The sequence below is a fragment of the Kitasatospora sp. NPDC089509 genome, assembly GCF_044749365.1.
Classification (GTDB): domain Bacteria; phylum Actinomycetota; class Actinomycetes; order Streptomycetales; family Streptomycetaceae; genus Kitasatospora.
This window is the reverse complement of sequence record NZ_JBIVHS010000018.1, coordinates 108,321-132,952: the sequence shown is the minus strand read 5'-3', so window position 1 is coordinate 132,952 and position 24,632 is coordinate 108,321. Positions and strand designations below refer to the sequence as shown.

The window sequence follows — 24,632 nt, the reverse complement described above, 5'->3', positions numbered from 1 at the left end:
GGCCCCACCCGACACCGGACACCAGCGGGCACCGCCCACCGCCCGCACCACCGTCAGGCGTTGGGCGCGACCTTCGCCAGCCCGTTGATCAGGCGGTCCATCGCGTCGCCGCCCGCCGGGTCGGTGAGGTTGGCGAGCAGCTTGAGGGTGAAGCGCATCAGCAGCGGCCGGGGCAGGCCGTGCTGGGCGGCCAGCTGCATCACCTTGGGGTTGCCGATGAGCTTCACGAAGGCCCGGCCGAGGGTGTAGTAGCCGCCGTACACGTCCTTGAGGATGCGCGGGTAGGCCTGCAGGGCGCGTTCGCGGCCGCCCTCGGTGACCCGGGCGTGGGCCTGCACGATGACCCCGGCGGCGATCTGGCCGGATTCCATCGCGTAGGCGATGCCCTCGCCGTTGAACGGGTTGACCATGCCGCCGGCGTCGCCGACGAGCAGCAGGCCGCGGGTGTAGTGCGGCTGCCGGTTGAAGGCCATCGGCAGCGCGGCGCCGCGGATCGGCTCGGTCATGTTGTCGGGGGTGTAGCCCCACTCCTCCGGCATGCTGGCGCACCAGGCCTTGAGCACCTCGCGCCAGTCGAGTTCACCGAACGCGGGCGAGGAGTTGAGGATGCCGAGGCCGACGTTGGAGGTGCCGTCGCCCATGCCGAAGACCCAGCCGTAGCCGGGCAGCAGCTTGCGCTGGCCGCCGCGGGTGTCCCACAGCTCCAGCCAGGACTCCAGGTAGTCGTCGTCGTGGCGCGGGGAGTTGAAGTAGGTGCGGTAGGCGACGCCCATCGGGCGGTCCTCCCGGCGGTGCAGGCCCATGGCGAGGGAGAGCCGGGTGGAGTTGCCGTCGGCGGCGACGACCAGCGGGGCCCGGAAGGTGACCGGCCGCTTCTCCTCGCCGAGCTTGGCGGTGACGCCGACGATCCGGCCGGTGCGCTCGTCCAGGACCGGGCCGCTGACGTTGCAGCGCTCGTAGAGCCGGGCGCCGGCCTTCTCGGCCTGGCGGGCCAGGAGTTCGTCGAAGTCGGCGCGCTTGCGGACCAGGCCGTAGTCCGGGAAGGAGGCCAGCTCGGGCCAGTCCAGTTCCAGCCGGACGCCTCCGCCGATGATGCGCAGGCCCTTGTTGTGCAGCCAGCCGTTCTCGGTGGAGACGTCGATGCCCATGTCCACCAGTTGCTTGGTGGCGCGCGGGGTCAGGCCGTCGCCGCAGACCTTCTCGCGCGGGAAGGCGGTCTTCTCCAGCAGCAGCACGTCCAGCCCGGCCTGGGCGAGGTAGTACGCGGTGGTGGCGCCGGCCGGGCCCGCGCCGACCACGATGACGTCGGCGGTGCTCTCGACCGTGCTGTCCGGCTTCGTCAGATCGGCTGCGGTCTCGGACACGTGGACACACTCCTGGAGCTGCGGCGGGGGATGGCGGCTTTTGTCTCCGGCAGTCTAGTTCCGCTCACACCACCCGAGCCGCCGGAGCCGCCGGAGCCCGCTCCCCCGCCCCAGGGTCCCCCGCCTCGACGCCACCGGCCCGGGCTCCCGCCCGCGTCCCGCCTCGGCGCCACCGCCCCGTCAGGCCTGCTTGTACCCGCGGTGCAGCGCGACGATCCCGCCGGTCAGGTTCCGCCAGGCGACCTTCGACCAGCCGTTCTCCTGCATCCGGGAGGCCAGCCCGGCCTGGTCCGGCCAGGCCCGGATGGACTCGGCGAGGTAGACGTACGCGTCCGGGTTGCTGCTGACCGCGGTGGCGACCGGCGGCAGCGCGCGCATCAGGTACTCGGTGTAGACGGTCCGGAACGGCGTCCAGGTCGGCGTGGAGAACTCACAGATGACCAGCTTGCCGCCGGGCTTGGTGACCCGGTGCATCTCGCGCAGGGCCGCCTCGGTCTCCTGGACGTTGCGCAGCGCGAAGGAGATCGTCACCGAGTCGAAGGTATCGTCCGCGAACGGCAGCCGGGTGGCGTCGCCCGCGGTGAGCGGCAGTTCGGGGTGGCGGCGCTTGCCCTCGGTGAGCATGCCGACCGAGAAGTCGCACGGGACGACCTTGGCCCCGGCCTCGGCGAAGGGCAGCGAGGAGGTACCGGTGCCGGCCCCGAGGTCGAGCACGAGGTCCCCGGGTCCGGCGGCCACCGCCTCGGCCACCGCCCGGCGCCAGGCGCGGGCCTGGCCGAGGGAGAGCACGTCGTTGGTGAGGTCGTACTTGGCCGCGACGTCGTCGAACATGGCGGCGACTTCATGCGGCTGCTTGTCCAGGGAGGCTCGGGTCACGCCCCCATTGTTCACCCTGCGACGGGTGCCCCGGCCAACGGGGCTCACCAGGAGGCCGACCGGGACGTCCACGGCGGCGTCGGCGACACCCCCGACAGGCACCCCGGCCCGGCGGCCCCGCGCTAGTGCGCCCCCCGCCGCCCGCCCGCGCGCCGCCGGCGCCGCGAGCGCTTGCCCTGGGTTATCGCGGGCATCCCCTCGGCCAGCGCCCCGGTCGCCAGCGCGAGGTTGGCGGCGAGCCGCCCCTTCCCGCTGCGGACCGCGACGGCCCGCCGGTGGCGCAGGATCCGCAGCATGCAGATGACGAACAGCACCACGGCGACCGGCACGCTGAACCGGGCCAGCCCCACGCCGACGGGCTGCGGGTAGGTGTCGCCGCAGATCCGCACCGCGCCGGCGTCGTCGGCCGCGTGCTCCAGGCAGACCGCGTCGCCGACCCTGGCGCCGTCGGCGAGCGGCAGCGCGGCGGCGGTGTGCGGCTGGCCGCTGACCTTGTAGCTGACGGCGCTGTACGTGCCGCCGCCGGTGGGCAGCTGGGTGACGACGCCCTCGACTCTCACCGGGTGGGCCTCGATCCGGTCGGCCTGGTCGGCCTGGCGCCAACCCAGCAGGCACATCCCGACGGCCAGCACGGCGCTGAGCACGGCGGCGAGGTACCAACCACGGCCCAACCGCGGTGATCGCGGCGGGGGAACGGTCGCGGTTCGCATGGTTCCTGTCCTGGCTTGCCTCCGGGGCCTGGGACACGGCCCCGCCACCCGCGGGCACGGATGATGGTGTGGTGAGGGTACGGAGTGAGCTGTCCGGGATCGTATCCGCTGGCGGGCCCTCAGGTCACGGCGAAGCGGCAATCACTCCCCGCAACGGGCACGGCAGTTCGGGTGCACACGAAGGAAGTCCCGTGCACCACAAGGCAATCCGACTACTGACGAGTACGTCACATCGGACCGTTCGCACGCCCCCCGGCGGGCCTCAGCGCCGCCGGTACACCAACCGCCCGCCCAGCACGGTCGCCAGGCACCCACCGGCCGCCGGAGAAACCGGGGACGCCGGGGACGCCGGGAACACCGCGAAATCCGCCCGCCCACCGACTGCCACCCGCCCGTGCACGGCCCGCGCCAACGGCAGCACCGTCAACGGGTCCAACACTGCCGGCCCGGGCAGCGCCACCGGCCCGGGCAGCGCCACCGGCCCCGACCGACCCACCGCCGTCCGCACCGAAGCCCGTTCGAACGGCCCGGCCACCGCCGTCACCCCGAACCCGAGCATCCGCTGCAGCCCTCGCCGCGCGCTCGCCCCGTACCGGGTCTCGTCGGTGCAGCCCACCAGCCCGTCCACGACCGGCTCGACGCCGATCTCCTCCCGCGGGTCGGGGTGGTAGTCCCGCTCCAACAGCCGCTGCCCGCACGGGTTGCACAGCCCGGGGGTGAGCACGGCCGGGCCCCAGTCCCGCACCCGCGCCGCGGGGTGCGCCGCCGCCAGCTCCTCGTACGGACCGACGGCCTCGACCAGTTCGCCCCGCACCACCACCGCCCCGTCGACCAGGGACGGGGCGGTGGGATCGGCCGGGTCGGGCAGCAGCAACGCCGCCCGGTGCAGCGTCAGCACGGTGACGACAACACCGAGGACACCGAGGACAACTCAGTTGTCCAGGATCTTCAGTTCGGGGTGCGCCGTGCCACCCTCGATCGCCGAGGAGGCGATGTGCGAGGCGACCCGCGGGTCGACCGGGTCGTTCGCCGGGTCGTCCAGCACCCGCAGGTGCTCGTACGTGGTCGAGCGCTGCGCCGGGACGCGGTCGGCGGCACGGATGAGGTGGATCAGCTCGGTCAGGTTGGAGCGGTGCTTGGCACCGGCCGCCGAGACGACGTTCTCCTCCAGCATCACGGAGCCGAGGTCGTCCGCACCGTAGTGCAGCGACAGCTGGCCCGCCTCCTTGCCGGTGGTGAGCCAGGAGCCCTGGATGTGGGCGACGTTGTCGAGGAACAGCCGGGAGATCGCGATCAGCCGCAGGTACTCGAAGACGGTGGCCTGGGTCGAGCCCTTGAGGTGGTTGTTCTGCGGCTGGTAGGTGTACGGGATGAAGGCGCGGAAGCCGCCGGTGCGGTCCTGCACGTCACGGATCATCCGCAGGTGCTCGATCCGCTCGGCATTGGTCTCGCCGGTGCCCATCAGCATGGTGGAGGTGGACTCCACGCCGAGGCCGTGCGCGGCCTCCATGATCTCCAGCCAGCGCTCGCCGGACTCCTTGAGCGGGGCGATCGCCTTGCGCGGCCGCTCGGGGAGCAGTTCGGCGCCGGCGCCGGCGAAGGAGTCCAGGCCCGCCTTGTGGATCCGGGTGATGGCCTCCTCGATGGAGACGCCCGAGATCCGGGACATGTGCTCGACCTCGGAGGCGCCGAGCGAGTGGATCACCAGCTGCGGGAAGTCGGCCTTGATGGCCGAGAACGCGCGCTCGTAGTACTCCACGCCGTAGTCGGGGTGGTGGCCGCCCTGGAACATGATCTGGGTGCCGCCCAGTTCGACCGTCTCGGCGCAGCGGCGCAGGATCTCGTCGAGCTCGCGGGACCAGCCCTTGTCGCTCTTCGGCGGCACGTAGAAGGCGCAGAACTTGCACGCCGTGACGCACACGTTGGTGTAGTTGATGTTGCGCTCGATGATGTACGTCGCGATGTGCTCGGTACCCGCGTAGCGGCGGCGGCGCACGGCGTCGGCGGCGGAGCCGAGCGCGTGCAGCGGCGCGGAGCGGTAGAGCTCCAGCGCTTCCTCCGGGGTGATCCGGCCGCCGGCGGCGGCCCGGTCGAGCACGGCCTGCAGGTCGGTGCTGGACGCATCGAGGGTGGTCGCTGCGAGCTCGGTCACCTGGCGGCCTTCTCTCTCTCAAGTGCTACTCGGGTACGGCCGAACCAGCCTACGCCAGGCCTTTCGGGCGCCCGCGTCAGCCCGCTGAACTGCGCCCCGACCGGTCGGACGGCCTCGTCCGCGCGCCCTCACCGGGGCGTGGCGCCCGCCTTGCGCATCGTGCCGACCGGGTTCCCGGCCGCCGGGTCGGCGGAGCTGAAGCGGATCGTCCCGTCGGACTGCAGGGTGAGGGTCTCCGCGTTGGAGCCGCTGGTGCAGGCGCCGGGGATCGAGGAGTGCACCAGCCGGGACTGGAACACCAGCGTGGTGTCGGAGACCGACTTGAGCGTCCAGGCGCCCTCGCAGCTGATCGAGATCAGCCCGGTGGCGGCGTTCCGGCTGCTGGTGGTCTCCTGGCCGATCGCCGCCTGCCGGACGGTGAGCGTGGTGGTGCCGCCGGGCAGGCCCTTGTCGGTGACCATGTCGCCGGTCCAGGTGCCCAGGAACGCCGCCGGCACTACGTCCGGCCCGCCCGCGACGGGCGCCGCGGACGCGCCGGACGTCCCGGACGGCGAGACCGAAGCAGTCGACGAAACCGTCGACGAGGACGGCGAAGCGGACGGCGAGGCGGACAGGGGCGGCACCGGCCCCGCTGAGGGCGCCGACACCACCGGACCCGGCCGGTGGGTCATCGCGTACAGCCCGTACCCGCCGCCGCCGAGCACCGCGACCCCCAGCACCACCGCCGCCGCCGTCCGGGCCCGCCGCCGTCGGCGCCGCCCGGCGAGCTCCGAGTGCTCCCCCGTTCCCGGCGGCAGGCCGCCCCCGTCGCCCTCTCCCTCCCGCACCGCCTCCCCGCTCCCAGCCCGGTCCCGAACGGCCTGGTCCCGCGCCGTCGCACTCCCCGGTACCTCCCCCTCCCGCAGCTCCCCCTCCAGGTCCAGCAATTCCACCGCACTGCGCCCGACCCCGGCCGCCAGCGCCGGTGGCAGCCAGTCGCCCCGGGCGAGCCGGTCGGCGGCGGCACCGTCCGGGTCCAGCCAGCCGGCCAGCTGCTGCGGGGTGGGCCGGGCGGCGGGGTCCTTGGCGAGGCAGTGGAGGACGATCACCCGCAGCGGTTCGGGCAGTCCGGTGACGTCCGGTTCCTCGTGCAGCACCCGGTAGAGCAGGACGGCCGCGCTGACCCCTTCGCCGAAGGGGTGGACGCCGGTGGCGGCGAAGGCCAGGACGGCGCCGAGCGAGAAGACGTCCCCGGCGGGGCCCGCCGTCTGCCCGTTCGCCTGTTCGGGCGACATGAAGCCCGGCGACCCCACCACATACCCCGAACGGGTGAACCCGCTGGTCGCGTCCAGGGCCCGGGCGATCCCGAAGTCGATCAACCGCGGGCCGTCGAGCGTGAGCAGCACGTTGGAGGGCTTGACGTCGCGGTGCACCAGGCCGAGTCCGTGCACGTGGGTGAGCGCCCCGGCGAGTCCGACGCCGAGGGCACGGACGGCGGCCTCGGGCAGCGGGCCGTGCGCCTGGACGGCGGTGGAGAGCGCGGGGCCCGCGACGTAGCCGGTGGCGACCCAGGGCTGCTCGCCCTCGGTGTCGGCGTCCAGGACGGGCGCGGTCCAGGTGCCGCCGACCCGGCGGGCGGCGGCGACCTCCTGGCGGAACCGGGCGCGGAACTCGGAGTCGTCCGCGAGTTCGGTCCGCACCACCTTGACGGCGACGGTGCGCCCGCCGGCCGTCCGGCCGAGGTAGACCCGGCCCATCCCGCCCGAGCCGAGCCGCCGCAGCAGCCGGTAGCCGCCCACCCGTCGCGGATCGTCCGTTCCCAGTGCCCGCATGCCCCGCACGCTCCCCTCGCACGCGCACGCGCGGCCCCGGGCGGGTGCCCGGCCGCGTACGCCGCTCCCGAACCGCGCCCCGCGCTGTGCCCGCCGGACGCGCCTCGGGAGCAGACCGTACCGGGCCGGACCGACCCACCGCCCGGCCCCGCCCCTGTCCCCTTCCCTTGGTCCCCTGTCCCGGGTCCCCGCCCCGGCTCCCCGCCCCGGGTCCCGCCCCTACAGCTGCTGCTCCGCGACCGGCAGCGCCACCGGCTCCAGCAGCCGCACCGCGACGTCCGGCTCGAAGCCGCTGTCGTGCGCGACCCGGCGCGCGAACTCGGCGACGCCCGCCAGCTGCCGCCCGCCGAGCGAGAAGTCCAGGGCCTCGCTGAAGTAGCGCTCCAGCACGTCCGCCCCGAAGGCCTCCCAGCGGGCGGCCTGCTCGGCGACCTTGGCGGCCTCGACCAGCGACAGGTCGCGGGACTCCAGGAAGGCCCGGTGGACGGCCGCGGTGAGCTCGGGGCGGCGCTCGGCGAACTCGCGGCGCACGGCCCAGACCGCGAAGACGAACGGCAGGCCGGTCCACTCCTTCCACATCTCGCCGAGGTCGTGCACGGTCAGCCCGAGGTCGGCGGCCTGGCCCAGGTAGGCGCGCAGGGCCGGGTCCCCGATCAGGACGGCGGCGTCGGCCTCGGCGAGCATCGCGCTGAGGTCCGGCGGGCAGCTGAAGTAGTCGGGGCGCACGCCTTCGCGCTCCTCCAGGAGGAGCCGGGCGAGCCGGACCGAGGTGCGGCTGGTGGAGCCGAGGGCGACCCGGCGGCCGTCGAGGTCGCCGAGCGGCACCTTGCTGACGATCAGGCAGGACATCACCGGGCCGTCGCTGCCGACCGCGATGTCCGGCAGGACCAGCAGGTCGTCGGCGTTGCGCAGGTACTCCACGCAGGTGATCGGCCCGATGTCGAGGGAGCCGCCGACGAGCTGGTCGCTCAGCTTCTCGGGGGTGTCCTTGGTGAGGTCGAGGTCGAGCAGGTTGCCGGTCCTGGCGAGGCCCCAGTAGAGGGGGACGCAGTTCAGGAACTGAATATGGCCGACCCTGGGCCTGACCGGGGTGTTCTCCTCGGGTTCGGGCTCCCGCGTTCGTACGTCCGGTGCTGCCACTGCGCCGCTCCCTTGCTGTTCGTGCGCTTCCCCGCAGCGTATGCCCGCTGCTCACGGCGGCTCGCACCGGCCACCCGACACGCGCGCGGGGCTGGCTCGGCCCGCGCGCCGGGGGCCTCAACACCCCTTCGTGCGCCCGCTTCCGGGCCCACGACACGCGCCGTCCGGCGTGCAAGTGACCCCTGGTCGTCACAGCGGCCGCATGCTAGCGTTGCCCTCAGTTGCAGTTTGATTCCCCTTGCAGTACTTGAAGCCTGCGGAGCATGTAACCGCAGGCTTTTTGTAGTTTTTCAGCAATATCGAAAAACTTCGGACTCGTCCGGAGGCAGGGCGATCAGCGCAGCGGACCGGGGACCACACGGTGTGGCCCCCGACACGCATCGCAAGGAGAACGGCATGGCTCAGGGAACCGTCAAGTGGTTCAACGCTGAGAAGGGCTTCGGCTTCATCGCCCAGGAGGGCGGCGGCCCCGACGTCTTCGTCCACTACTCCGCCATCAACGCGAACGGCTTCCGTTCGCTGGAGGAGAACCAGGCGGTCACCTTCGACGTCACCCAGGGCCCGAAGGGCCCGCAGGCGGAGAACGTCACCGCTGTCTGACCATCCTCTGATGTTCTGATCGCTCGGGACCCCTTCGGGTCCGACGACGGCTCCCGACAGCCGTCACCGTGAGCACAAGAGCGCAGCACCCAAGGGGGCCTGCCCATCGCGGCGGGCCCCCTGCCTTTTCCGCGCGGAACAGACCGCCGGGCGACACCTCAGAGCAGCAATGCCGGGCGACACCCGCAGAGCCGCAGCACCGGGCAACACCGAAAGGGCTCTCCCCCGTCCGGGGAAGAGCCCTTTCTCCATTACTTCAACGCTACGCCGCCGCGACGGCGACCTTCGGCGCGTCCTCCTCGTACAGGTCCCCCGACGGGTTGTTGTACGCGTTCAGGTCCAGGATCCGTTCCCGCGCGGCGACCACGACCGGCACGGCGACCTGGCCGGCGACGTTGGTGGCGGTCCGCATCATGTCCAGGATCGGGTCGATGGCCAGCAGCAGGCCGACGCCCTCCAGCGGCAGGCCCAGGGTGGACAGGGTCAGCGTCAGCATGATGATCGCGCCGGTGAGGCCCGCGGTGGCGGCCGAGCCGACGACCGAGACGAAGGCGATCAGGATGTAGTCCTTGATGCCCAGCTCGATGTTGTAGACCTGGGCGACGAAGATCGCGGCGACCGCCGGGTAGATCGAGGCGCAGCCGTCCATCTTGGTGGTGGCGGCGAACGGCACCGAGAACGAGGCGTACTCGCTCGGGACGCCGAGGCGCTCGGTGACCCGACGGGTGACCGGCAGGGTGCCGACCGAGGAGCGGGAGACGAAGGCCAGCTGGATGGCGGGCCAGGCGCCCTTGAAGAAGTGCACCGGGTTGAGGCCCGCGGCGAAGCGCAGCACCAGCGAGTAGACGACGAACAGCACCAGCGCGCAGCCGACGTAGATGTCGAGGGTCAACGTGGCGAAGGGCTTGAGCAGGTCCCAGCCGTACTTGGCGACGGACTTGCCGATCAGGCCGAGGGTGCCGAGCGGGGAGAGCCGGATGACCCACCACAGGGCGGTCTGGGTCAGCTCCAGCACGGACTCGCTGATCTTGAGGACCGGCTCGGCCTTGGCGCCGAGCTTGATGATCGCGGCGCCGACCACGACCGCCATGAAGACGATCTGCAGCACGTTCACCTTGACGAAGGCGTCGACGATGTTGGTCGGGAAGATCCCGGTCAGGAAGTCGATCCAGCTGCCCTTGGAGTCGAGCGCCTTGAGGCCCTCGGTCTTGAGGTTGGTGCCCTGGCCGGGGTTGGTCAGCAGGCCGAGGCCGAGGCCGATGCCGACCGCGATCAGCGAGGTGATCATGAACCAGAGCAGCGTGCGGGTGGCCAGGCGGGCCGCGTTGGTGACGTTGCGCAGGTTGGCGACGCTCACCACGATCGCGGTGAAGACCAGCGGGGGCACGGCCAGCTTGAGCAGCTGGACGAAGATCTTGCCGATGGTCTCCAGGGTGGTGGCCAGCCAGGAGATGTCGGCGGCGCGGGCCAGGTAGCCGAGGCCGACGCCGAACACGAGGCCGGCGACGATCTGCACCCAGAACGGCGTCTTGCGGATGCGGGTGAGCACGGACGGCGACGAGGTCGCCTCGGGCGCTGTGGACATGGGGGTGCGACTCCGGGGGAGGGCGTTGCTGACGGTGGGGGGCGAGGCGGGGGGGTGGGCGGCACGGCGCGGGCCGGACGGGGAAGGCCGGGGCCCGTCTCAGGGGCGTGCCGCCGCGATACAGCTCATGGCGCGACAACGGCGCGGGCTGTCCACAGCACCGGTCAGGGCACCCCGGCGGGCGGCGACGGGCAGCGGGCCCGGGCCGTACGTCGGCAGTGCGTCTGAGGTGGTCACGGTCGACACGTTAGCAGTAAAGGTTTGAGATGTTCAAAGTACTTGTTTGAGATCAGGCCTCACTCCAAGGCCGACTTGGGGTGAGATCCGGACACGAACGAGGCTGACGCACCATCAGCTCCGCCCTCCGGTCAGATTGACCGACTGCCGGTTATACGTATAACTTTGAACGGCACCCCCGCCCTCCCCTGCCCTGACCGGAGAAGACCACCGATGGGCTACCTCGCCCTGCTCCGCGCCCCGCACGTCACCCGACTCCTGCTCGGCACCCTGCTCGGCCGCCTGCCCGCCGGTATGACCGCCCTGGTGATCGCCCTCGCCCTGCGCGAGGCCGGCGTCCCGTACAGCCGGATCGGCCTGGCCACCGCCGCCTACGCGATCGCCGCCGCCGTCGGCGGACCGGTGCTCGGACGGATCGTCGACCGCACCGGCCAGCCCCGCGTCCTGCTCGCCTCCGCCGTCGTGGCCGGCGGCGGGTACACGCTGCTCGCCCTCGCCCCCGGCTCCTCGGTCGCCGCGCCGCTCGGCGCCGCCGTCGCCGGCCTCGCGATGCCGCCGCTGGAGCCCTGCCTGCGCTCGCTCTGGCCGGACGTGGTCGAGGAGGAGCAGCTCGACACCGCGTACGCCTTCGACTCCGCCTCCCAGCAGATCCTCTACGTGGCCGGACCGCTGGCCGTCGCCGGGATCGCCGGCCTGTTCAGCCCGGTCGCCGCGCTCTGGGTGGCCGCCGGACTCGGCCTGGCCGGGGCCCTGGTGGTGGCCACCGCGGCGCCCGCCCGGGCCTGGCGGGCCCCCGCCCGCGAGCAGTCCGCCGGACTGCTCGGCCCGCTGCGCTCCCCCGGACTGGTGCTGCTGCTGATCGGACTGGCCGGGGCCGGCTGGGCGGTCGGCGCACAGAACGTGCTGTTCATCGCCTACGCCGAGCAGCACGCCGGAGACCTGCCCGGCGGCGGGGGCACCCTGCTGGCGCTGGCCGCGCTCGGCGGACTGCTCGGCGCGCTCGCCTACGGCATGGTCCGGTGGCGGCGGAGCACCGCGACCCGCACCTGGATGATGGCCCTCGCGATGGCCGCCTCCTACCTGCCGCTGGTCACGCTGCCCGGCCCGTACCCGATGGCCGCGCTGGCCTTCCTGTCCGGCATCGTGCTGGCCCCGCTGCTGGCGGCGGCCTTCGTGCTGGTCGCCGAGCTGGCCCCGGCCGGGACGGTCACCGAGGCCTTCGCCTGGCTGGTCACCCTGTTCGCCACCGGCAACTCGCTCGGCTACGCCGTCTCCGGCCACCTCGCCGAGGGCTCACTGCGCCCGGTGGCGGTGTGCGCGGCGGGCGGCATCGCGCTCGGCGGACTGGTGCTGTTCGGCGCCCGACGCTGGTTCCACGGCGCACCGGTCGCCCCGCTCGCCGAACCCGTCCCGGTGGGCTGAGCGCCCACCCCACAGACGACTGCGCCCGCCGGGGGTCTGGCCCGGCGGGCGCAGTCCTTCTCCCGGCGCCGGCGCAGTCCGGCTACGTCGCAGTCCGGCGATGCCTCGGTCCTGCGATGTCGCGGTCCGGCGCCGTCACGCCCGGGCGGTCGAGGAGCGCTGCACCAGCGAGGTGGCCAACGGCGCGACCGGCGCCACCGGCTCACCGCGCAGCAGTCCGGCGAGCGCGGCCGCGCCGACCCGGCCCAGCTCCTCCCCCGGCAGGTCGACGGTGGTCAGCGGCGGGGCGAGCAGCCCGGCGACCGCGACGTTGTCCATGCCGACCACCGACAGGTCGTCCGGCACCCGCAACCCCCGCTCGGCGGCGGCCTGGTAGACCCCGGAGGCGACCACGTCGTCGTCGCAGACCACCGCACGCGGACGGTCCGCCCGCTCCAGCAGCTCCGCCGCCACGCTCCGCGCGGCCGCGTACCCCTCGTTCAGGCTCACTCCCAACTCCACGACGTCCAGGCCGAGTTCGCGGACGGCCTGCTCGAAGGCAGCCTGCCGGACCCGGAAGGTGTACGCGGCGTGGGTGGAGCGCAGGTGCCCGATCCGGCGGTGGCCGAGGGCGGCCAGGTGCTCGACGGCCGCCCGCATCCCGCCGGCCACGTCGAGCTCGACGGTCGGGCGGGCGTGGTCGGTGCCGGGGTCGGCGTCCAGGAAGACCGCGGGGGTGTCCGGCGGCAGTTCGCCGAGTTGGCTGTCGTCCGGGGAGCAGATCAGCAGGCCGTCGAAGCGGCCCCCGGTGGCGGCCTCGGCGAGGGTCCCGCTGCCCCAGCCGGAGCTGACCACGACCGCCAGCCCGTGTCGGCCGGCCTCGTGGTGGACGCCCTCCAGCACCCGGCCGAAGAACGGGCCCTGGAGGTTGGGGACGGCCAGCATGATCATCCCGCTGCGGCCCAGCCGCAGCTGCCGGCCTGCCGCCTGCGGGCGGTAGCCGAGGCTACGGGCGGCCTCGCGGACCCGGTCGCGGGTCGCGTCGGAGACCCGGCGGCCGGCCTCGGCGCCGGAGAAGACCAGGGAGACGGTGGCCTGGGAGACCCCGGCCAGCCGGGCCACGTCCCGCCCGGTGGGCCGGCGCACGGGGGCCGGCCAGGTCCCGGCGGGGCGCTCGGCTCCGCCCGGGTGCTCGGCCCCGACGGGCTGCTCGGCCCCGACCGGCGGGGAGTCCTCGGCGCTCAGCTGCTGGTCAGCGGGCACGGTGGGCTGCGCCCGGGGTCAGTGCTGCCCGGAGGCGGCCGCGCGGGCGGCGTCGTCCACCGCGTCCTCCTCGGCGTTCTGCGTGGCGATCCGCTCGGCGGTGCGGCTGCGCATCCCGGCGACCTTGGTGGAGATCTGCGAGGACATCTCGTCGCGCTGCTTGCTCAGCAGCACGTAGCTGAGCGGCGCGGAGACGATCGCGGCCAGCAGGAACAGGAAGATCACCCCGGCCTCGCCGCTCACCGGGATGATCCCGAAGTGCCCGAGCAGCAGGGCCACCAGCAGGCAGCCGAGGAAGATGCTGGCCCGCATGGAGGTGTAGCGGAGCGTGGCGTGCGACTTCTGCGGGCCGTTGCTGCTCACTGGGACACATCCTTCTGGATCGGGCCGGGGACGGGGCCTTCCAGTCAAGCATGCCTGACACCCGGCCCGGGGCAGGGGGCTCCGTCCCCCACCGCACGAGGCCGACACGAGGCCGACGCGAGGTGCGGCGGAGGTGCGGCGGAAGTCCGACGGAGGTCCGGCCGAGCGCCCGCGGAGGGGTCAGCGCAGGTCGAGCCACATGGTGATGTCGTCCCGGTCGTCCCCGGGGGCGACCCGGATCGCGGCCGGCACCCGGCCGACCTCGCGCCAGCCGCAGCGCTCGTAGAAGCGTTCCAGGCCCAGCCCGCCGCGCGCGGTGAGCCGCAGCGACTCCAGACCCCAGTCACGGGCGACCCGCTCGGCCTCGGCGAGCAGTTCGGCGCCGTAGCCGCGGCCCTGGAAGTCGGGGTGCACCATGACCCGCCTGAGCATCCGCCAGTGCTCCATCAGCTCGAACCGCATCGACGCGAAGAACAGCACCCCGACCAGCCGGCCGGTCGCGCTCTCGTGCGCGACCAGCAGCCGGTCGGGGCCGTCCGGGGCGAGCCCGGCGAACTGGCGGTCGGCGGTGTCCCAGACCTGGTCCTCGGTGACCGGGGCCACGAAGCCGACCGCGCCGCCGGCGTTGGTCACGTCCGCCCACAGCCGCACCACGGCGGTGCGCAGGTCGGGGTCGGGCTTGGGGTCCAGGGTGAAGGTGAGCGCCATGAACCGGAGCCTAGACCTCCGCTGCGACACCCCCGCCGGGCCGGGCGCCCGCCGCCGCCCGGCCGCCCCCTCCGACCCCGCCGCGAGGCCCCCCGACCCCGCCGCGACACCCCCTCAGGACAGCGCCGGCACCACCCGGTCCGCGGGCCGTCCGCCGCGCAGCGCCAGGCAGAGCCCGACCGCGACCACGCACAGCGCGCCGGCGCCGTACCAGGTGAGGTCGTAGTTTCCGAGCGCGTCGCGGGCCAGGCCGGCCAGTCCGGCTACCACGGCCGCGCCGATCTGGTGGGCGGCGAGCACCCAGCCGAAGACGATCGGGGCGTCCTCGCCGAAGTGCCGGCGGCACAGGGCGACGGTCGGCGGCACGGTGGCCACCCAGTCGAGGCCGTAGAAGACCACGAAGGCGAGGATCGGCGGCTGCAGCGAGCCGGCCAGCAGCTGCGGCAGCAGGAGCAGGGACAGGCCGCGCAGCCCGTAGTAGACGGTGAGCAGCAGCCGGGAGTCGACCCGGTCGGTGAGCCAGCCGCTGAACACGGTGCCGAGCACGTCGAACAGGCCGATCAGGGCGAGCAGGCTCGCGGCGGTGGTGACGGGCATGCCGTGGTCGTGCGCGGCCGGGATGAAGTGGGTGCCGACCAGGCCGGCGGTGGTGGCGCCGCAGATCGCGAAGGAGCCGGCCAGCAGCCAGAACGGCCGGGTGCGGGCGGCGTCGCGCAGCACCCGCAGGGTGCGGGCCAGGGCGCGGGTGTCCCGCACCGGCGCGGGCGGGGCCTCGGTGGCGCCGTACGGAAGCAGGCCGACGTCGGCGGGACGCTCGCGCATCAGCAGCAGGACCGGTACGGCGACGGCGCTGGCGGCGAGCGAGACCACGACCACGGCCGAGCGCCAGCCGTGCTGCTCGACCAGCCAGGCGCCGACCGGCAGGAAGACCAGGTTGCCCGCCGCCCCGGCGGCGGTGAGCACCCCGGTGACCAGCCCCTGGCGGGCCTGGAACCAGCGGCCGGTGATGGTGGTGGCGAAGGCGCCGGCCATCGAGCCGCTGCCGAGGCCGACCAGCACGCCCCAGCAGAGGATCAGTTGCCAGGGCTGGCGCATCAGCATGGTGAGGCCGGCGCCGACCGAGATGGTCAGCAGGGCGCAGACCACCACCAGGCGCACGCCGAAACGGTCCATCAGGGCGGCGGCGAAGGGGGCGGTGAGGCCGTAGAGGGTGAGGTTGACGGAGGTGGCGCCGGCGATCGTCCCTAGCGACCAGCCGAACTCGTTGTGCAGGGCGTCCATCATCAGGCTGGGCGTGGAGCGGAAGCCGGCCGAGCCGAGCAGGACGAGCAGGGCGACGGCGGCCACCACCCAGGCGTAGTGCACCCGGGGGCGCCGGCCGGGCGTCGAGGCGGCGGGTATCGGGGTGTCGGGCGTCGAGGCGTCGGGTATCGGGGCGTCGGGGGGCGTGGAGGCGGCGAGGACACGGCGTTCGGTCACGTGGACGAGTCTCCCGAGCCCGCCGCGCCCGGACGAGTGGCCTGAATGACAGTTTTCGCAAGGATCGGGCCACCTTCCGGCGTACCCTGACCCGGACCCGCACGCAAAGGGGCTGGGGATCGGGAAGGAACGGCATGGCGCACCTGGTCGCGGTACTCGCTCTGGAGGGCGTGATCGCCTTCGAACTCGGCATCCCCGCAAGGATCTTCGGCAACGCCAGGGACGAATCCGGCCGCCCGCTCTACCGGGTGGCCACCTGCACCCTGGACGGCGAGCCGGTCGCCACCAGCGCCGACTTCCGGATCTCGGTCGACCACGGCCCCGAACTGCTGGAGCGGGCCGACACGGTGGTGCTCCCGGCCTGCCACGACGCCCTCCCGGGCGGCGTGGACGCCCCCTTCGGTCCCGAACTGGCCGCCGCCCTGGGCCGGATCAGGCCCGGCGCCCGGCTGATGTCGATCTGCACCGGCTCCTTCCTGCTGGCCGCCGCCGGCCTGCTGGACGGCCGCCCGGCCACCACCCACTGGCGCTACACCGAGGTCTTCGCCCGGACCTTCCCCAAGGTCCTGCTGGACCCGGACGTGCTCTACACCGACGACGGCGACATCCTCACCTCCGGCGGGGTGGCCGCCGGGGTGGACCTCTGCCTGCACGTGGTGCGCCGCGACCACGGCAGCGCGGTGGCCAACGCGGTGGCCCGCAACTGCCTGGTGCCGCCGTGGCGCGACGGCGGCCAGAAGCAGTACGTGGTGGCCCCGAGCCCGGTGGACACCGGCGGGCCCGGCACCGCCGCGGTCCGCGCCTGGGCGCTGGAGCACCTGGACGAACCGCTGCAACTGCGCCAACTCGCCGACCGGGCCGGGATGAGCGTGCGGACCTTCACCCGGCGCTTCCGGGAGGAGACCGGCGCCAGCCCGGGCCAGTGGATCACCACCCAGCGCACCGAGCGGGCCCGACAGCTGCTGGAGCGCACCGATCTGAGCATCGACCAGGTCGCCCGGGAGTCCGGTTTCGGCACCGCCGCCTCGCTGCGGCTGCAACTGCGCGGGCGGCTGGACGTGGCGCCGAGCGCCTACCGGCGCACCTTCCGGACCGGCCCGGCCTGACCTCAACCGGCCTGACCGCCACCGGACGGGCCAACCGACCTGACCGCCACCGGACGGGCCAACCGACCTGACCGCCACCGGACGGGCCGACGCCTGGCCGGAAACCGCCCCGCGACAACGGCGCAGCGGACGGCGGCCGGCCGCCTGCGCAGCGAGCGCAGCGTGCCGGGCCGCCGTCCGATCGCGGCGCGCGGACCCTGCACCCGCGCCGCGCCCTCCGCACTCGCCGAGGAGCGGGCCGCGCCCGGTGTGCCACGGTCCCCCCTGCTGACGCGATCCCCCTGGACAGCAGCACCGTGGCGGTGGACGGACGTCCCCTCGGCGTCCCCTCGCAACGGAGCGCCGCACCCAAGCGTGATCAGTCGGATACGTCACGTCAATGGCTAGTCGGAAATTCGGAATGGTTGCGTCAGCTTTCGGCCGGTGATCGACACGGCCCGTCACAACACCGGGGACGCGACCCGGCAGGGGCCCGGTAGCCGCTATTGCGCCAAAGCCGCCCAGTCCACGCCGGCCAGCGGATCGGCCGGCCCGGCCCCGCTGCCGATCTCGCACCAGACCCGCTTGCCCGAGCCGTCCGGGTACCAGCCCCAGCGCTCGCAGAGCAGCTCGACCAGTTCCAGTCCCCGCCCGTTGGTCGCGTCCTCGTCCGGTCCGGCGTGCCGGGGGGCCGGGGCGGTGCGGCTCGCGTCGGCCACCTCCACCCGCAGCGGTCCGGGCGCACCGGCCCGGTCGCAGTCCTCGGCCACCGGCAGACAGAGTCTCAGCACGGCCGGACAGCCGGTGTGCACCACGGCGTTGGTGACCAGCTCGGAGACCACCAGCACCACCGTCTCGGCCATCGGCGCGTCCGGGTCGACCCCGTGGTTCAGCAGCCGTGAGCGCACCCACCGACGGGCTCGGCCGACCTCGGCGGGGTCCGCCTGCACCGCAAGCTGTACCTGAAGAACCTGCACCGCTCCACCACCCGCACTCGCAGTTCGGCCAACGTCCCGATCGGGCCGGCTCAGCCGGCCGGCGGGGCCCTCGTCCCGGTGCCACCCGGGGCTCACCCGGGCGATCGCCGACCCGTCCGCCCGCGCCACTCGCCCGTGCCAACTCGTCGGTCGCGCACTGGCCGCGACACGAATACGCCTCAGGATGGGTGGGCCGACGGACCGCAGCAAGCGCTTCGGGCATATTCCGGCGATCGGGGGACAGGGCAGTGCATACTGTCCCGCTCACTCTCGCGAGCCTCGCACCGGCGCTCGGCCGGCCCGGGCCGACGCCGGTGGGGCGTGTCGGACACGCCCTGGGCGGGAACCTACCGCCGGACACCCCCGACTCCCCGCCCGCCACTCGCGAACCACCCGTGCGACATATGTCCAGGGGCTCTCGAACAGCGGCATCGGCGGACCGTCCCACGATATGACGAGCCCGTCCGCCGACGATCCGTCGTCCACCGGATGCCGGACCGGCCGGCCACCGGATGCCGGACCGTCCGGCCGCCGGACCCGGAGCGGCCGTGCACCGGGCCCCGGAGCGGTCGTCGAACCATGAGACGGCGTTCCGTTCTTGCCGGATTACCTCCCACCGCCGACCGGCCACGGGATACCGTTGGGTAACGCCAAGGACCGGTCAGGAGGGTGGTTCTCGATGGCCGCCCCGGACCGGATCCCGCGCTGGGACGAGCAGTTGCAGCGACGCATCGCCCGCGGCGAGGAGACCGCGCTCGGCGAACTCTACGACCGGCTCGCGCCGATGGTGCACGGCCTGGCCGGCCGGATACTCGCCGACCAGACGGCCGCCGCCCAGCTCACCCGGGAGGTCTTCGCCCACGTCTGGGAGCACCCCGAGGACTTCGACCCCGCCCACGGCTCGCTGCGCTCCTGGCTCGGCGCGCTCACCCACCGCCGAGCGGTCGAACGGCTGCGGGACCGGCGCGGCACCGATCCGTCCCCGGGGTGCGGCGACGGCACGGCCGAGGAGGAGATCCGCGCCGTGGCCACCGCCGCGCGCATGCAGTACGTGGTCGACTCCCTGCCCCAACCCCTGCGTGAGACCATCGCGGTGACGTACTACGACGGCCGCACCTACCAGGAGACGGCCCGGCTGCTCGGCATCAGCGAGCAGGCCGCCAAGCAGCGGATGCGGCTCGGCCTGGAGCTGCTGGCCACCGAACTGGCCGACGAACGCGCCCGGCAGGAGCAGGACGGGGATGGGGGCGGGGGCAGGTGAACGGTTCCGGGCAACGGCCCGCGCAACGGCCCGGGGAGCAGTCGGACGAGCAGCACGACGCGCTGCGCTCGCTGCTCGGCGCCTGGTCCCTGGGCGCCTGCCCGCCGCGCGAGGCCGCCGAGTTGGAGCAGCACCTGCGCGGCTGCCCGGAGTGCGCCGAGGAGGCGGCCCGGCTGCGCGAGGCGGCCGGCTGGCTCTCCCTGGACGAGCCGCTGGACCAGCCCGGTTCGCTGCGCCAGCAGGTGCTGGACTGGTGCCTGGCCCGCCGGCCGGCCGAACTGCCCGTCCCCGCCTGGGGGATGCCGTACACCGCGGAGACCGCCAAGCTGGACGCCCTGTTGCGCGACCTCGGCCCGGAGGAGTGGCAGGAGGTGGCCGAACTGCCCTGGCACGGCGGCACCGAGCGGCTGCGTCCGGCCGAGGTGCTGGGCCGGCTGACGGCGGTGGACGGCGTGCTGGCACTCGCCCTCGGCCTGCCCGATCCGGTGCCCGGCACACTGACCGGCCTGCTGCCCGGCGGACTGCCCGACCCGCTGACCCGCCCGGGGTCCGGTCCCGGGGACGGCCCGGCCGCGGGGCGGCGGGTGCCACCGCAGGAGGCGGCCGTCCCGGCGCCGCGGGTGCCGCCGCAGGGCGGCCGGTACGCGGCGGTGGCCGCGCGCAGCGCCCGGCTGCTGGCCGACCAGGCCGCCCTGCCGCCGCAGTCGGTGCGCGCCCGGTGGCGCCAGCAGACCCACGACCTGGTGCGCAGCGCCGCGTTGGCGCCGCAGGGCAGCACCCCGGTCGATCTGGGCTTCGCGGTGCTGCCGCTGCGGGACGCCTTCGTCGACCGGGCGTTGGAGTGCTTCGTGCACGGGGAGGACGTGGCCCGCGCGGTCGCCTACCCGTACGCCCCGCCGGCGCCGCAGCACCTGCGGCAGATGGTGGAGTTGGTGGTGCGGCTGCTGCCGGGTGCGCTGGCCGGGCTGCGCGCGACGCGTCCCGAGCCGGCCGGGGTGCCGGTGGCGCCCGGCGGACCGGTCGGCGGGCGCCGGCTGCGGCTGGTGGTGGACGGCCCGGCGGCGGGCGAGTGGCTGGTGCCGCTGGACGGCGGGCAGGCCGGGCCGGCCGACGGGGAGCCGGTGGCCTCGATGGTGCTGGACGGCCTGGAGCTGTGCCAGTTGGCGGCCGCCCACCGCGACCCGGACCGGCTGCCGGTGGGCGAGCACGGTGACCGGGCCGCGGTGCGCGAGGTGCTGCACGCGCTGCCGCTGCTGTCGCGGCCGTAGCCGCAGGCCCGAGGCCCGAGCAGCCAGCGCTCAAAACTCAGGACTCAGGCGAAGACGACCGTCCGGGTCCCGTCCAGCAGCACCCGGTGCTCGCTGTGCCACTTGACCGCGCGGGCCAGCGCCTGGCACTCGGCGTCGCGGCCGAGCGCGACCAGCTGGTCCGGGCTGACGTCGTGGGTGACCCGGGCCACCTCCTGCTCGATGATCGGGCCCTCGTCGAGGTCGGCGGTGACGTAGTGGGCGGTGGCACCGATCAGCTTCACGCCGCGGGCGTGCGCCTGGTGGTAGGGCTTGGCGCCCTTGAAGCTCGGCAGGAAGGAGTGGTGGATGTTGATCACGCGGCCGGAGAGCTCGGTGCACAGCTGGTCGGAGAGCACCTGCATGTAGCGGGCCAGCACGACCAGTTCGACGTTCTCCTTGGCGACCAGGTCGAGCAGCTCGCGCTCGGCCTCGGCCTTGGTGTCCCTGGTGACCGGGATGTGGCGGAACGGGACGCCGTAGCTCTCGGTGAGGTCGCGCAGGTCGGTGTGGTTGGAGACCACCGCGGCGATCTCCACCGGCAGGGCGCCGATCCGGGTGCGGTAGAGCAGGTCGTTCAGGCAGTGCCCGAACTTGCTGACCATGAGGACGATCCGCATCCGCTGCTCGGTGGGGTGGATCTGCCAGTCCATCCCGAAGGACGCGCCGATCGCGGCGAAGCTGGCGCGCAGCTTGTCGGCGGTGACCGGCTCGGGGGCGGAGAAGTGCACCCGCATGAAGAACAGTCCGGTGTCCCCGTCGCCGAACTGCTGGCTGTCGATGATGTTGCAGCCGGTCATGAAGAGGTAGCTGGAGACAGCGTGGACGATGCCCTGCTTGTCGGGGCAGGACAGCGTGAGGACGTACTGGGCGCTGGCCGGCTGCTGTTCCACTGGGGGTGTCCCGTCCTGAGGTCGTGCGAGTGCGCGAGCGGTCGTCGGTCGCGTGCTGAATGGTCCAGCGTGTCACATTCCGGACGGTCGCCGCCCCGCTGCCCGTACTGCGGGACGGCCCGACCAGGCCCGGCCCCGGCCCCGGGTCCAGGCCCCGGGTTCAGACCTGGGTGAGGATCCGCAGCACGTCCAGCGACTTGGGGGCCGCGTCCGGATCGTCCCCGTCGCCCACCGCCAGGGCGACGTGCGCCTCCCGGGCGGCCCGGACGGTCTCCGGCCAGCCGGGGTGGCCGAGGTAGGCGGAGGCCGGGGCGTCGGCGCCGACCTCGTGCAGCATCTGCACCGCGCGCAGCACCGCCCCGTCGACCAGGGCGGCCTCGGTGGAGTCGCGGAAGATGGTGCCCACGTACTTCTCGGCGGACCAGCGGTCCAGCCAGGTGTCCTCGACCAGCCGGTAGACGGCGTCGGTCACGTCTCCGTAGCCCTCCCGGCCGGTCAGCCAGGCCTCGTGCTGGAAGGCGGGGTCGGACAGCATGTGCAGCGCGGAGCGCAGTCGGGCTCGCCAGCGCCACCAGGGCAGGTCGTTGAGCGGCATGCCGCCCATGGTGCTGGAGCGGTGGCCCGGACGAGAAGGGTTTCGGGCGGACCGGTGCGAAGAATCTGTGCTGGCGGACATGATGAACGATCGTACGTTCCCCGTCCGTTCGTGCTCCACTCGCGGGATCTACACGCGTACGGACCCGGATTTCGGCGGCCGTTTTCCCAGTGTTCGTATTGCGGTCCTCTCGGCTTGTGGCTCCGGGGCTTGGCTGTCCCCGGTGCGCCGGACGGCGCCCAGAGAGGGAAGACCGATGACCAGCCGATGGGACTCCTTCCCGGGCCGTCCGGCGATCGCCGGGCGCCGCCGGCGGCGCCCGCTCGCCCTCGCCGCCACCGCCGCGGTGCTGCTCCCCGCCCTCCTCTCGACCGCCGCGTGCGGCGGACCGGCCGGTGCCTCCGCCGGGACGGACGACGAGCTGACGGTGATGACCTGGGCCCCGTCCGGCACCGGCTCCGCGGACCGCCCCGGGATGACCGCCCTCGCCGAGGCCATCGGCCGGGACGTCAACCTCCAGGGCGGGCTGAACGGCCACCGGCTGCACGTGATCACCTGCAACGAGCACAACACCGCGGACGGGGCCAAGGCCTGCGCCCAGCGGGCGGTGGACGCCAAGGCGATCGCCGTGCTCGGCTCCTACAGCCAGTGGGGCGACGCCTTCATGCCCGTGCTGGAGCGGGCCGGCATCCCGCTGATCGGCGGGTACGGGCTGTCCCAGCCCGAGTTCTCCAGCCCGCTCTCCTACCCGGTGGACGGCGGCATGCCCGCGCTGATCGCCGGCAGCGGTCGCCAACTGGTCGACGCCGGCTGCAAGGCCGTCTCGCTGATCCGCCCGGACACCCCGGCCGGCGACAACCTGCTCGGCTACCTGGGCAACGCGCTCAGGCCGGCCGGGATCAAGCTGCTGGACGTCAAGGCGCCCGAGCAGTCCTCCGACTACACCCCGGTGGTCCGCAAGGCGATCGGCAAGGACGAGCCGGGCAACTGCGTCACCAGCGCCCTGGCGGCCGAGCCGACCAGCAACCTGCTGGACGCCTACCGGCGGCAGAACGCGAAGAACACCCGGATCGCCTCGGTGATCGGCAGCGTCCAGCAGTCCGTGGTCGACTCCACCGGCGGCGACTCCGGGCCGCTGGCCGGGGCGTTCGTGACCAGCTGGTACCCGCCGGAGTCGGCCAAGACCTGGGACGGGCTGCGCGCGGTGGTGCGCTCCCAGGCCACCGACGGGCACAGCATCGACGTCTCCGACCCGGGCGTGGAGACCACCTGGGTCGCCTACGAGGTGTTCCGGGTGGTGACGGACAAGCTGTCGTCGGCCGGCAAGCCGGTCTCCGCGAAGACCATCGCCGCCCTGCTGGACAGCGGCGAGGGCGTCGACGTCGGCCTCACCCCGCCGCTGAACTGGGGCACCACCAACATGCTGCCCAGCACCGAGTCCCCGCGGCTGGTGAACACCTGGGTCACCTACCAGGTGGTCAAGGGCGGCCGGATGACCCTGCAGCAGCCGGGCTTCGTGGACGTCCGCTGGGTGCTGACCGGGGCCCGCTCGCCGAGCTGACCCCGGCGCACGCCCCGCGGCCCGGCGGCCCTACAGGTCGCCGTCGCCGCGGCTGGGCAGGCCGGTCTGGGTGGCGATCGCGTTCCACAGCGTCGAGGCCTGCTTCTTCGCGGTGGTCGCGGTGCCGCTGGCCTGCACCGCGTTCTTGTAGTGCTGGTTGCCGGTGTCCGGCTTCTTCGGGTCGCAGGAGGACTGGGCGTCGGTCGCCCAGGCCGCGTACTCGTCGTCGGCCTGGGCCGAGGCGGTCCAGGCCGCGTTGAGCTGCTCGACCAGCTGCTGGGCGCCGGGCAGCTTGTCGGTCTTCAGCTGGCCGAGCTTGGTCTGCAGCTCGCGCCGCTTGCCGGCCGCGGCGGCCAGCGCCTGCTGGGAGTCGGGGAGCTTGTCGCACTTCTGCACCGAGGCGACCGCGGAGACCACCGCGCTGCGGCTGTCGCTCGCGGTGCCCAGCAGGTCGGACAGCGGCTGCGCCTGCGCCTTGACCTCCGGGTCGACCGCCGCACCGGAGCCGCTGGCGCTCGCCGCGCCGGGGGCCGTGCTGCCGGTGGCGGCGACCGGGGAGGTCTTCTGGTCGGTCTTGGTCTTGTCGTCGCCGCCCACCAGCACGGCGACCAGGACGCCGGCCGCCGCGAAGGCCGCCACCACGCCGCCGATCACCAGCTTGTTGGACGGACGGCCGCCGCGGGCCGGGCGCCCGGCCTGGGTGGCGTCCGGGCCGTAGCCGTCCTGGCCGTAGCCGTTCTGCGGGTACCCGTCCTGGGAGTACCCGTCCTGGCCGTAGGCCTCCTGCGGCGCGTAGCCCTGCGCCGGGTAACCGGCCTGCTGCGGGTGCTGCGGGTGCTGGAGCTGCTGCGGGTGCCCGGCCGTCGGGTAGCCCTGGTGCCCCGGGTAGCCGGGCTGCTGCGGCTGGGCGGCCTGCGGCGGGATCCCGTAGCCGGGCTGCGGCACGCCGTAGCCGCCCTGCGGGTCGCCGGCCGGGTACGGCGGCAGGTACTGGGTCTCGGGGGCCGGGTCGGCCTGCGCCGGAACGCCGTAACCGGGCTGCGGCGCGGCACCCCAGTGGGGCTGCTGGGCGGGCCCGCCCTGGGTCGGCAGCGGGTGCGCGCCCTCGCCCAGGTACTCGGGCTGCCCGGACGGCTGACCCACCGGCGGCACGGCCGTGGGGCCCTGCGGCTGGCCCGGCTGGCCCTGGCCCTGGGTCTGGCCGGGCTCGGGGCGGAACAGGTCGTCCAGGTTGAAGTCACCCGAGTTGGGGTACGAGCGGCGCTGACTCAACGCGATTCCTCAC

At 73.9% G+C, this 24,632-nt stretch carries 22 protein-coding genes; 6 read left to right on the top strand and 16 right to left on the bottom strand.

Annotated elements, in window-relative coordinates; translation table 11 throughout:
- Positions 1–53 precede the first annotated feature (53 nt).
- From ACIP4P_RS30790 to ACIP4P_RS30760, 7 genes are all read right to left on the bottom strand, one after another.
- On the bottom strand, positions 54–1,343 hold the full coding sequence (locus ACIP4P_RS30790) for a geranylgeranyl reductase family protein (RefSeq protein WP_350518851.1): 1,290 nt from the start codon (positions 1,341–1,343) through the stop codon (positions 54–56).
- Between the two features lie 201 nt (positions 1,344–1,544).
- Entirely contained in the window at positions 1,545–2,240 is a 696-nt protein-coding gene (locus ACIP4P_RS30785) for a demethylmenaquinone methyltransferase (RefSeq protein ID WP_350518850.1), read from the bottom strand.
- Positions 2,241–2,362: 122 nt separating this feature from the next.
- Positions 2,363–2,950 (bottom strand): hypothetical protein, encoded by a 588-nt coding sequence (locus tag ACIP4P_RS30780; RefSeq protein ID WP_350517876.1) that lies wholly within the window; start codon positions 2,948–2,950, stop codon positions 2,363–2,365.
- Between the two features lie 262 nt (positions 2,951–3,212).
- Positions 3,213–3,848, bottom strand: a complete 636-nt coding sequence (locus ACIP4P_RS30775; RefSeq protein WP_400924039.1) for an imidazolonepropionase-like domain-containing protein — start codon at positions 3,846–3,848, stop codon at positions 3,213–3,215.
- A gap of 33 nt (positions 3,849–3,881) precedes the next feature.
- The gene (gene mqnC / locus ACIP4P_RS30770) at positions 3,882–5,102 is read right to left on the bottom strand and encodes a cyclic dehypoxanthinyl futalosine synthase (RefSeq protein WP_400924036.1); all 1,221 of its coding nucleotides are present in this window, start codon (positions 5,100–5,102) and stop codon (positions 3,882–3,884) included.
- 128 nt (positions 5,103–5,230) lie between these two features.
- The gene (locus ACIP4P_RS30765) at positions 5,231–6,913 is read right to left on the bottom strand and encodes a serine/threonine-protein kinase (protein WP_400924034.1); all 1,683 of its coding nucleotides are present in this window, start codon (positions 6,911–6,913) and stop codon (positions 5,231–5,233) included.
- A 219-nt stretch (positions 6,914–7,132) separates the two neighbouring features.
- Complete coding sequence (locus tag ACIP4P_RS30760) at positions 7,133–8,053, bottom strand: menaquinone biosynthesis protein (RefSeq protein WP_350517872.1); 921 nt, start codon at positions 8,051–8,053, stop codon at positions 7,133–7,135.
- A gap of 396 nt (positions 8,054–8,449) precedes the next feature.
- On the opposite strand from ACIP4P_RS30760, the gene ACIP4P_RS30755 reads away from it, so the two are divergent.
- Positions 8,450–8,653, top strand: a complete 204-nt coding sequence (locus ACIP4P_RS30755; protein ID WP_030287184.1) for a cold-shock protein — start codon at positions 8,450–8,452, stop codon at positions 8,651–8,653.
- A gap of 262 nt (positions 8,654–8,915) precedes the next feature.
- Here ACIP4P_RS30755 and ACIP4P_RS30750 read toward each other — a convergent pair whose 3' ends face one another.
- Positions 8,916–10,238 carry a dicarboxylate/amino acid:cation symporter gene (locus tag ACIP4P_RS30750; protein ID WP_400924031.1) on the bottom strand — a complete coding sequence of 441 codons (1,323 nt, stop codon included), beginning with the start codon at positions 10,236–10,238 and terminating at the stop codon, positions 8,916–8,918.
- A gap of 450 nt (positions 10,239–10,688) precedes the next feature.
- Between ACIP4P_RS30750 and ACIP4P_RS30745 the strand changes: the two genes are divergently transcribed.
- Positions 10,689–11,897 (top strand): MFS transporter, encoded by a 1,209-nt coding sequence (locus ACIP4P_RS30745; protein ID WP_400924029.1) that lies wholly within the window; start codon positions 10,689–10,691, stop codon positions 11,895–11,897.
- A gap of 135 nt (positions 11,898–12,032) precedes the next feature.
- Here ACIP4P_RS30745 and ACIP4P_RS30740 read toward each other — a convergent pair whose 3' ends face one another.
- From ACIP4P_RS30740 to ACIP4P_RS30725, 4 genes are all read right to left on the bottom strand, one after another.
- Positions 12,033–13,139: a LacI family DNA-binding transcriptional regulator gene (locus tag ACIP4P_RS30740; RefSeq protein ID WP_400924027.1), complete on the bottom strand. Its 1,107-nt coding sequence runs from the start codon at positions 13,137–13,139 to the stop codon at positions 12,033–12,035.
- Positions 13,140–13,157: 18 nt separating this feature from the next.
- Positions 13,158–13,502, bottom strand: coding sequence for a DUF4229 domain-containing protein (locus ACIP4P_RS30735; RefSeq protein WP_400924025.1), 345 nt, complete (start codon positions 13,500–13,502; stop codon positions 13,158–13,160).
- Positions 13,503–13,682: 180 nt separating this feature from the next.
- Positions 13,683–14,210 carry a GNAT family N-acetyltransferase gene (locus ACIP4P_RS30730; protein ID WP_400924023.1) on the bottom strand — a complete coding sequence of 176 codons (528 nt, stop codon included), beginning with the start codon at positions 14,208–14,210 and terminating at the stop codon, positions 13,683–13,685.
- A 114-nt stretch (positions 14,211–14,324) separates the two neighbouring features.
- Positions 14,325–15,689 (bottom strand): MFS transporter, encoded by a 1,365-nt coding sequence (locus ACIP4P_RS30725; RefSeq protein ID WP_400924021.1) that lies wholly within the window; start codon positions 15,687–15,689, stop codon positions 14,325–14,327.
- Positions 15,690–15,823: 134 nt separating this feature from the next.
- On the opposite strand from ACIP4P_RS30725, the gene ACIP4P_RS30720 reads away from it, so the two are divergent.
- On the top strand, positions 15,824–16,795 hold the full coding sequence (locus ACIP4P_RS30720; RefSeq protein WP_400924019.1) for a GlxA family transcriptional regulator: 972 nt from the start codon (positions 15,824–15,826) through the stop codon (positions 16,793–16,795).
- Positions 16,796–17,277: 482 nt separating this feature from the next.
- Here ACIP4P_RS30720 and ACIP4P_RS30715 read toward each other — a convergent pair whose 3' ends face one another.
- Complete coding sequence (locus ACIP4P_RS30715) at positions 17,278–17,751, bottom strand: ATP-binding protein (protein ID WP_400924017.1); 474 nt, start codon at positions 17,749–17,751, stop codon at positions 17,278–17,280.
- 679 nt (positions 17,752–18,430) lie between these two features.
- On the opposite strand from ACIP4P_RS30715, the gene ACIP4P_RS30710 reads away from it, so the two are divergent.
- A complete protein-coding gene (locus tag ACIP4P_RS30710; protein WP_400924015.1) occupies positions 18,431–19,012 on the top strand; it encodes a sigma-70 family RNA polymerase sigma factor in 582 nt (193 codons plus the stop codon).
- Entirely contained in the window at positions 19,009–20,280 is a 1,272-nt protein-coding gene (locus ACIP4P_RS30705; protein ID WP_400924013.1) for a zf-HC2 domain-containing protein, read from the top strand. Before ACIP4P_RS30710 ends, ACIP4P_RS30705 begins: the two co-directional genes overlap by 4 nt.
- A 44-nt stretch (positions 20,281–20,324) precedes the next feature.
- Here ACIP4P_RS30705 and purU read toward each other — a convergent pair whose 3' ends face one another.
- Entirely contained in the window at positions 20,325–21,191 is an 867-nt protein-coding gene (purU, locus tag ACIP4P_RS30700; RefSeq protein ID WP_350517862.1) for a formyltetrahydrofolate deformylase, read from the bottom strand.
- Between the two features lie 160 nt (positions 21,192–21,351).
- Positions 21,352–21,867 (bottom strand): hypothetical protein, encoded by a 516-nt coding sequence (locus ACIP4P_RS30695; protein WP_400924011.1) that lies wholly within the window; start codon positions 21,865–21,867, stop codon positions 21,352–21,354.
- A 175-nt stretch (positions 21,868–22,042) separates the two neighbouring features.
- On the opposite strand from ACIP4P_RS30695, the gene ACIP4P_RS30690 reads away from it, so the two are divergent.
- On the top strand, positions 22,043–23,347 hold the full coding sequence (locus ACIP4P_RS30690; RefSeq protein ID WP_400924009.1) for an ABC transporter substrate-binding protein: 1,305 nt from the start codon (positions 22,043–22,045) through the stop codon (positions 23,345–23,347).
- A gap of 30 nt (positions 23,348–23,377) precedes the next feature.
- On the opposite strand, the gene ACIP4P_RS30685 is transcribed toward ACIP4P_RS30690, so the two are convergent.
- Complete coding sequence (locus ACIP4P_RS30685; RefSeq protein ID WP_400924007.1) at positions 23,378–24,619, bottom strand: hypothetical protein; 1,242 nt, start codon at positions 24,617–24,619, stop codon at positions 23,378–23,380.
- Positions 24,620–24,632: the final 13 nt, after the last annotated feature.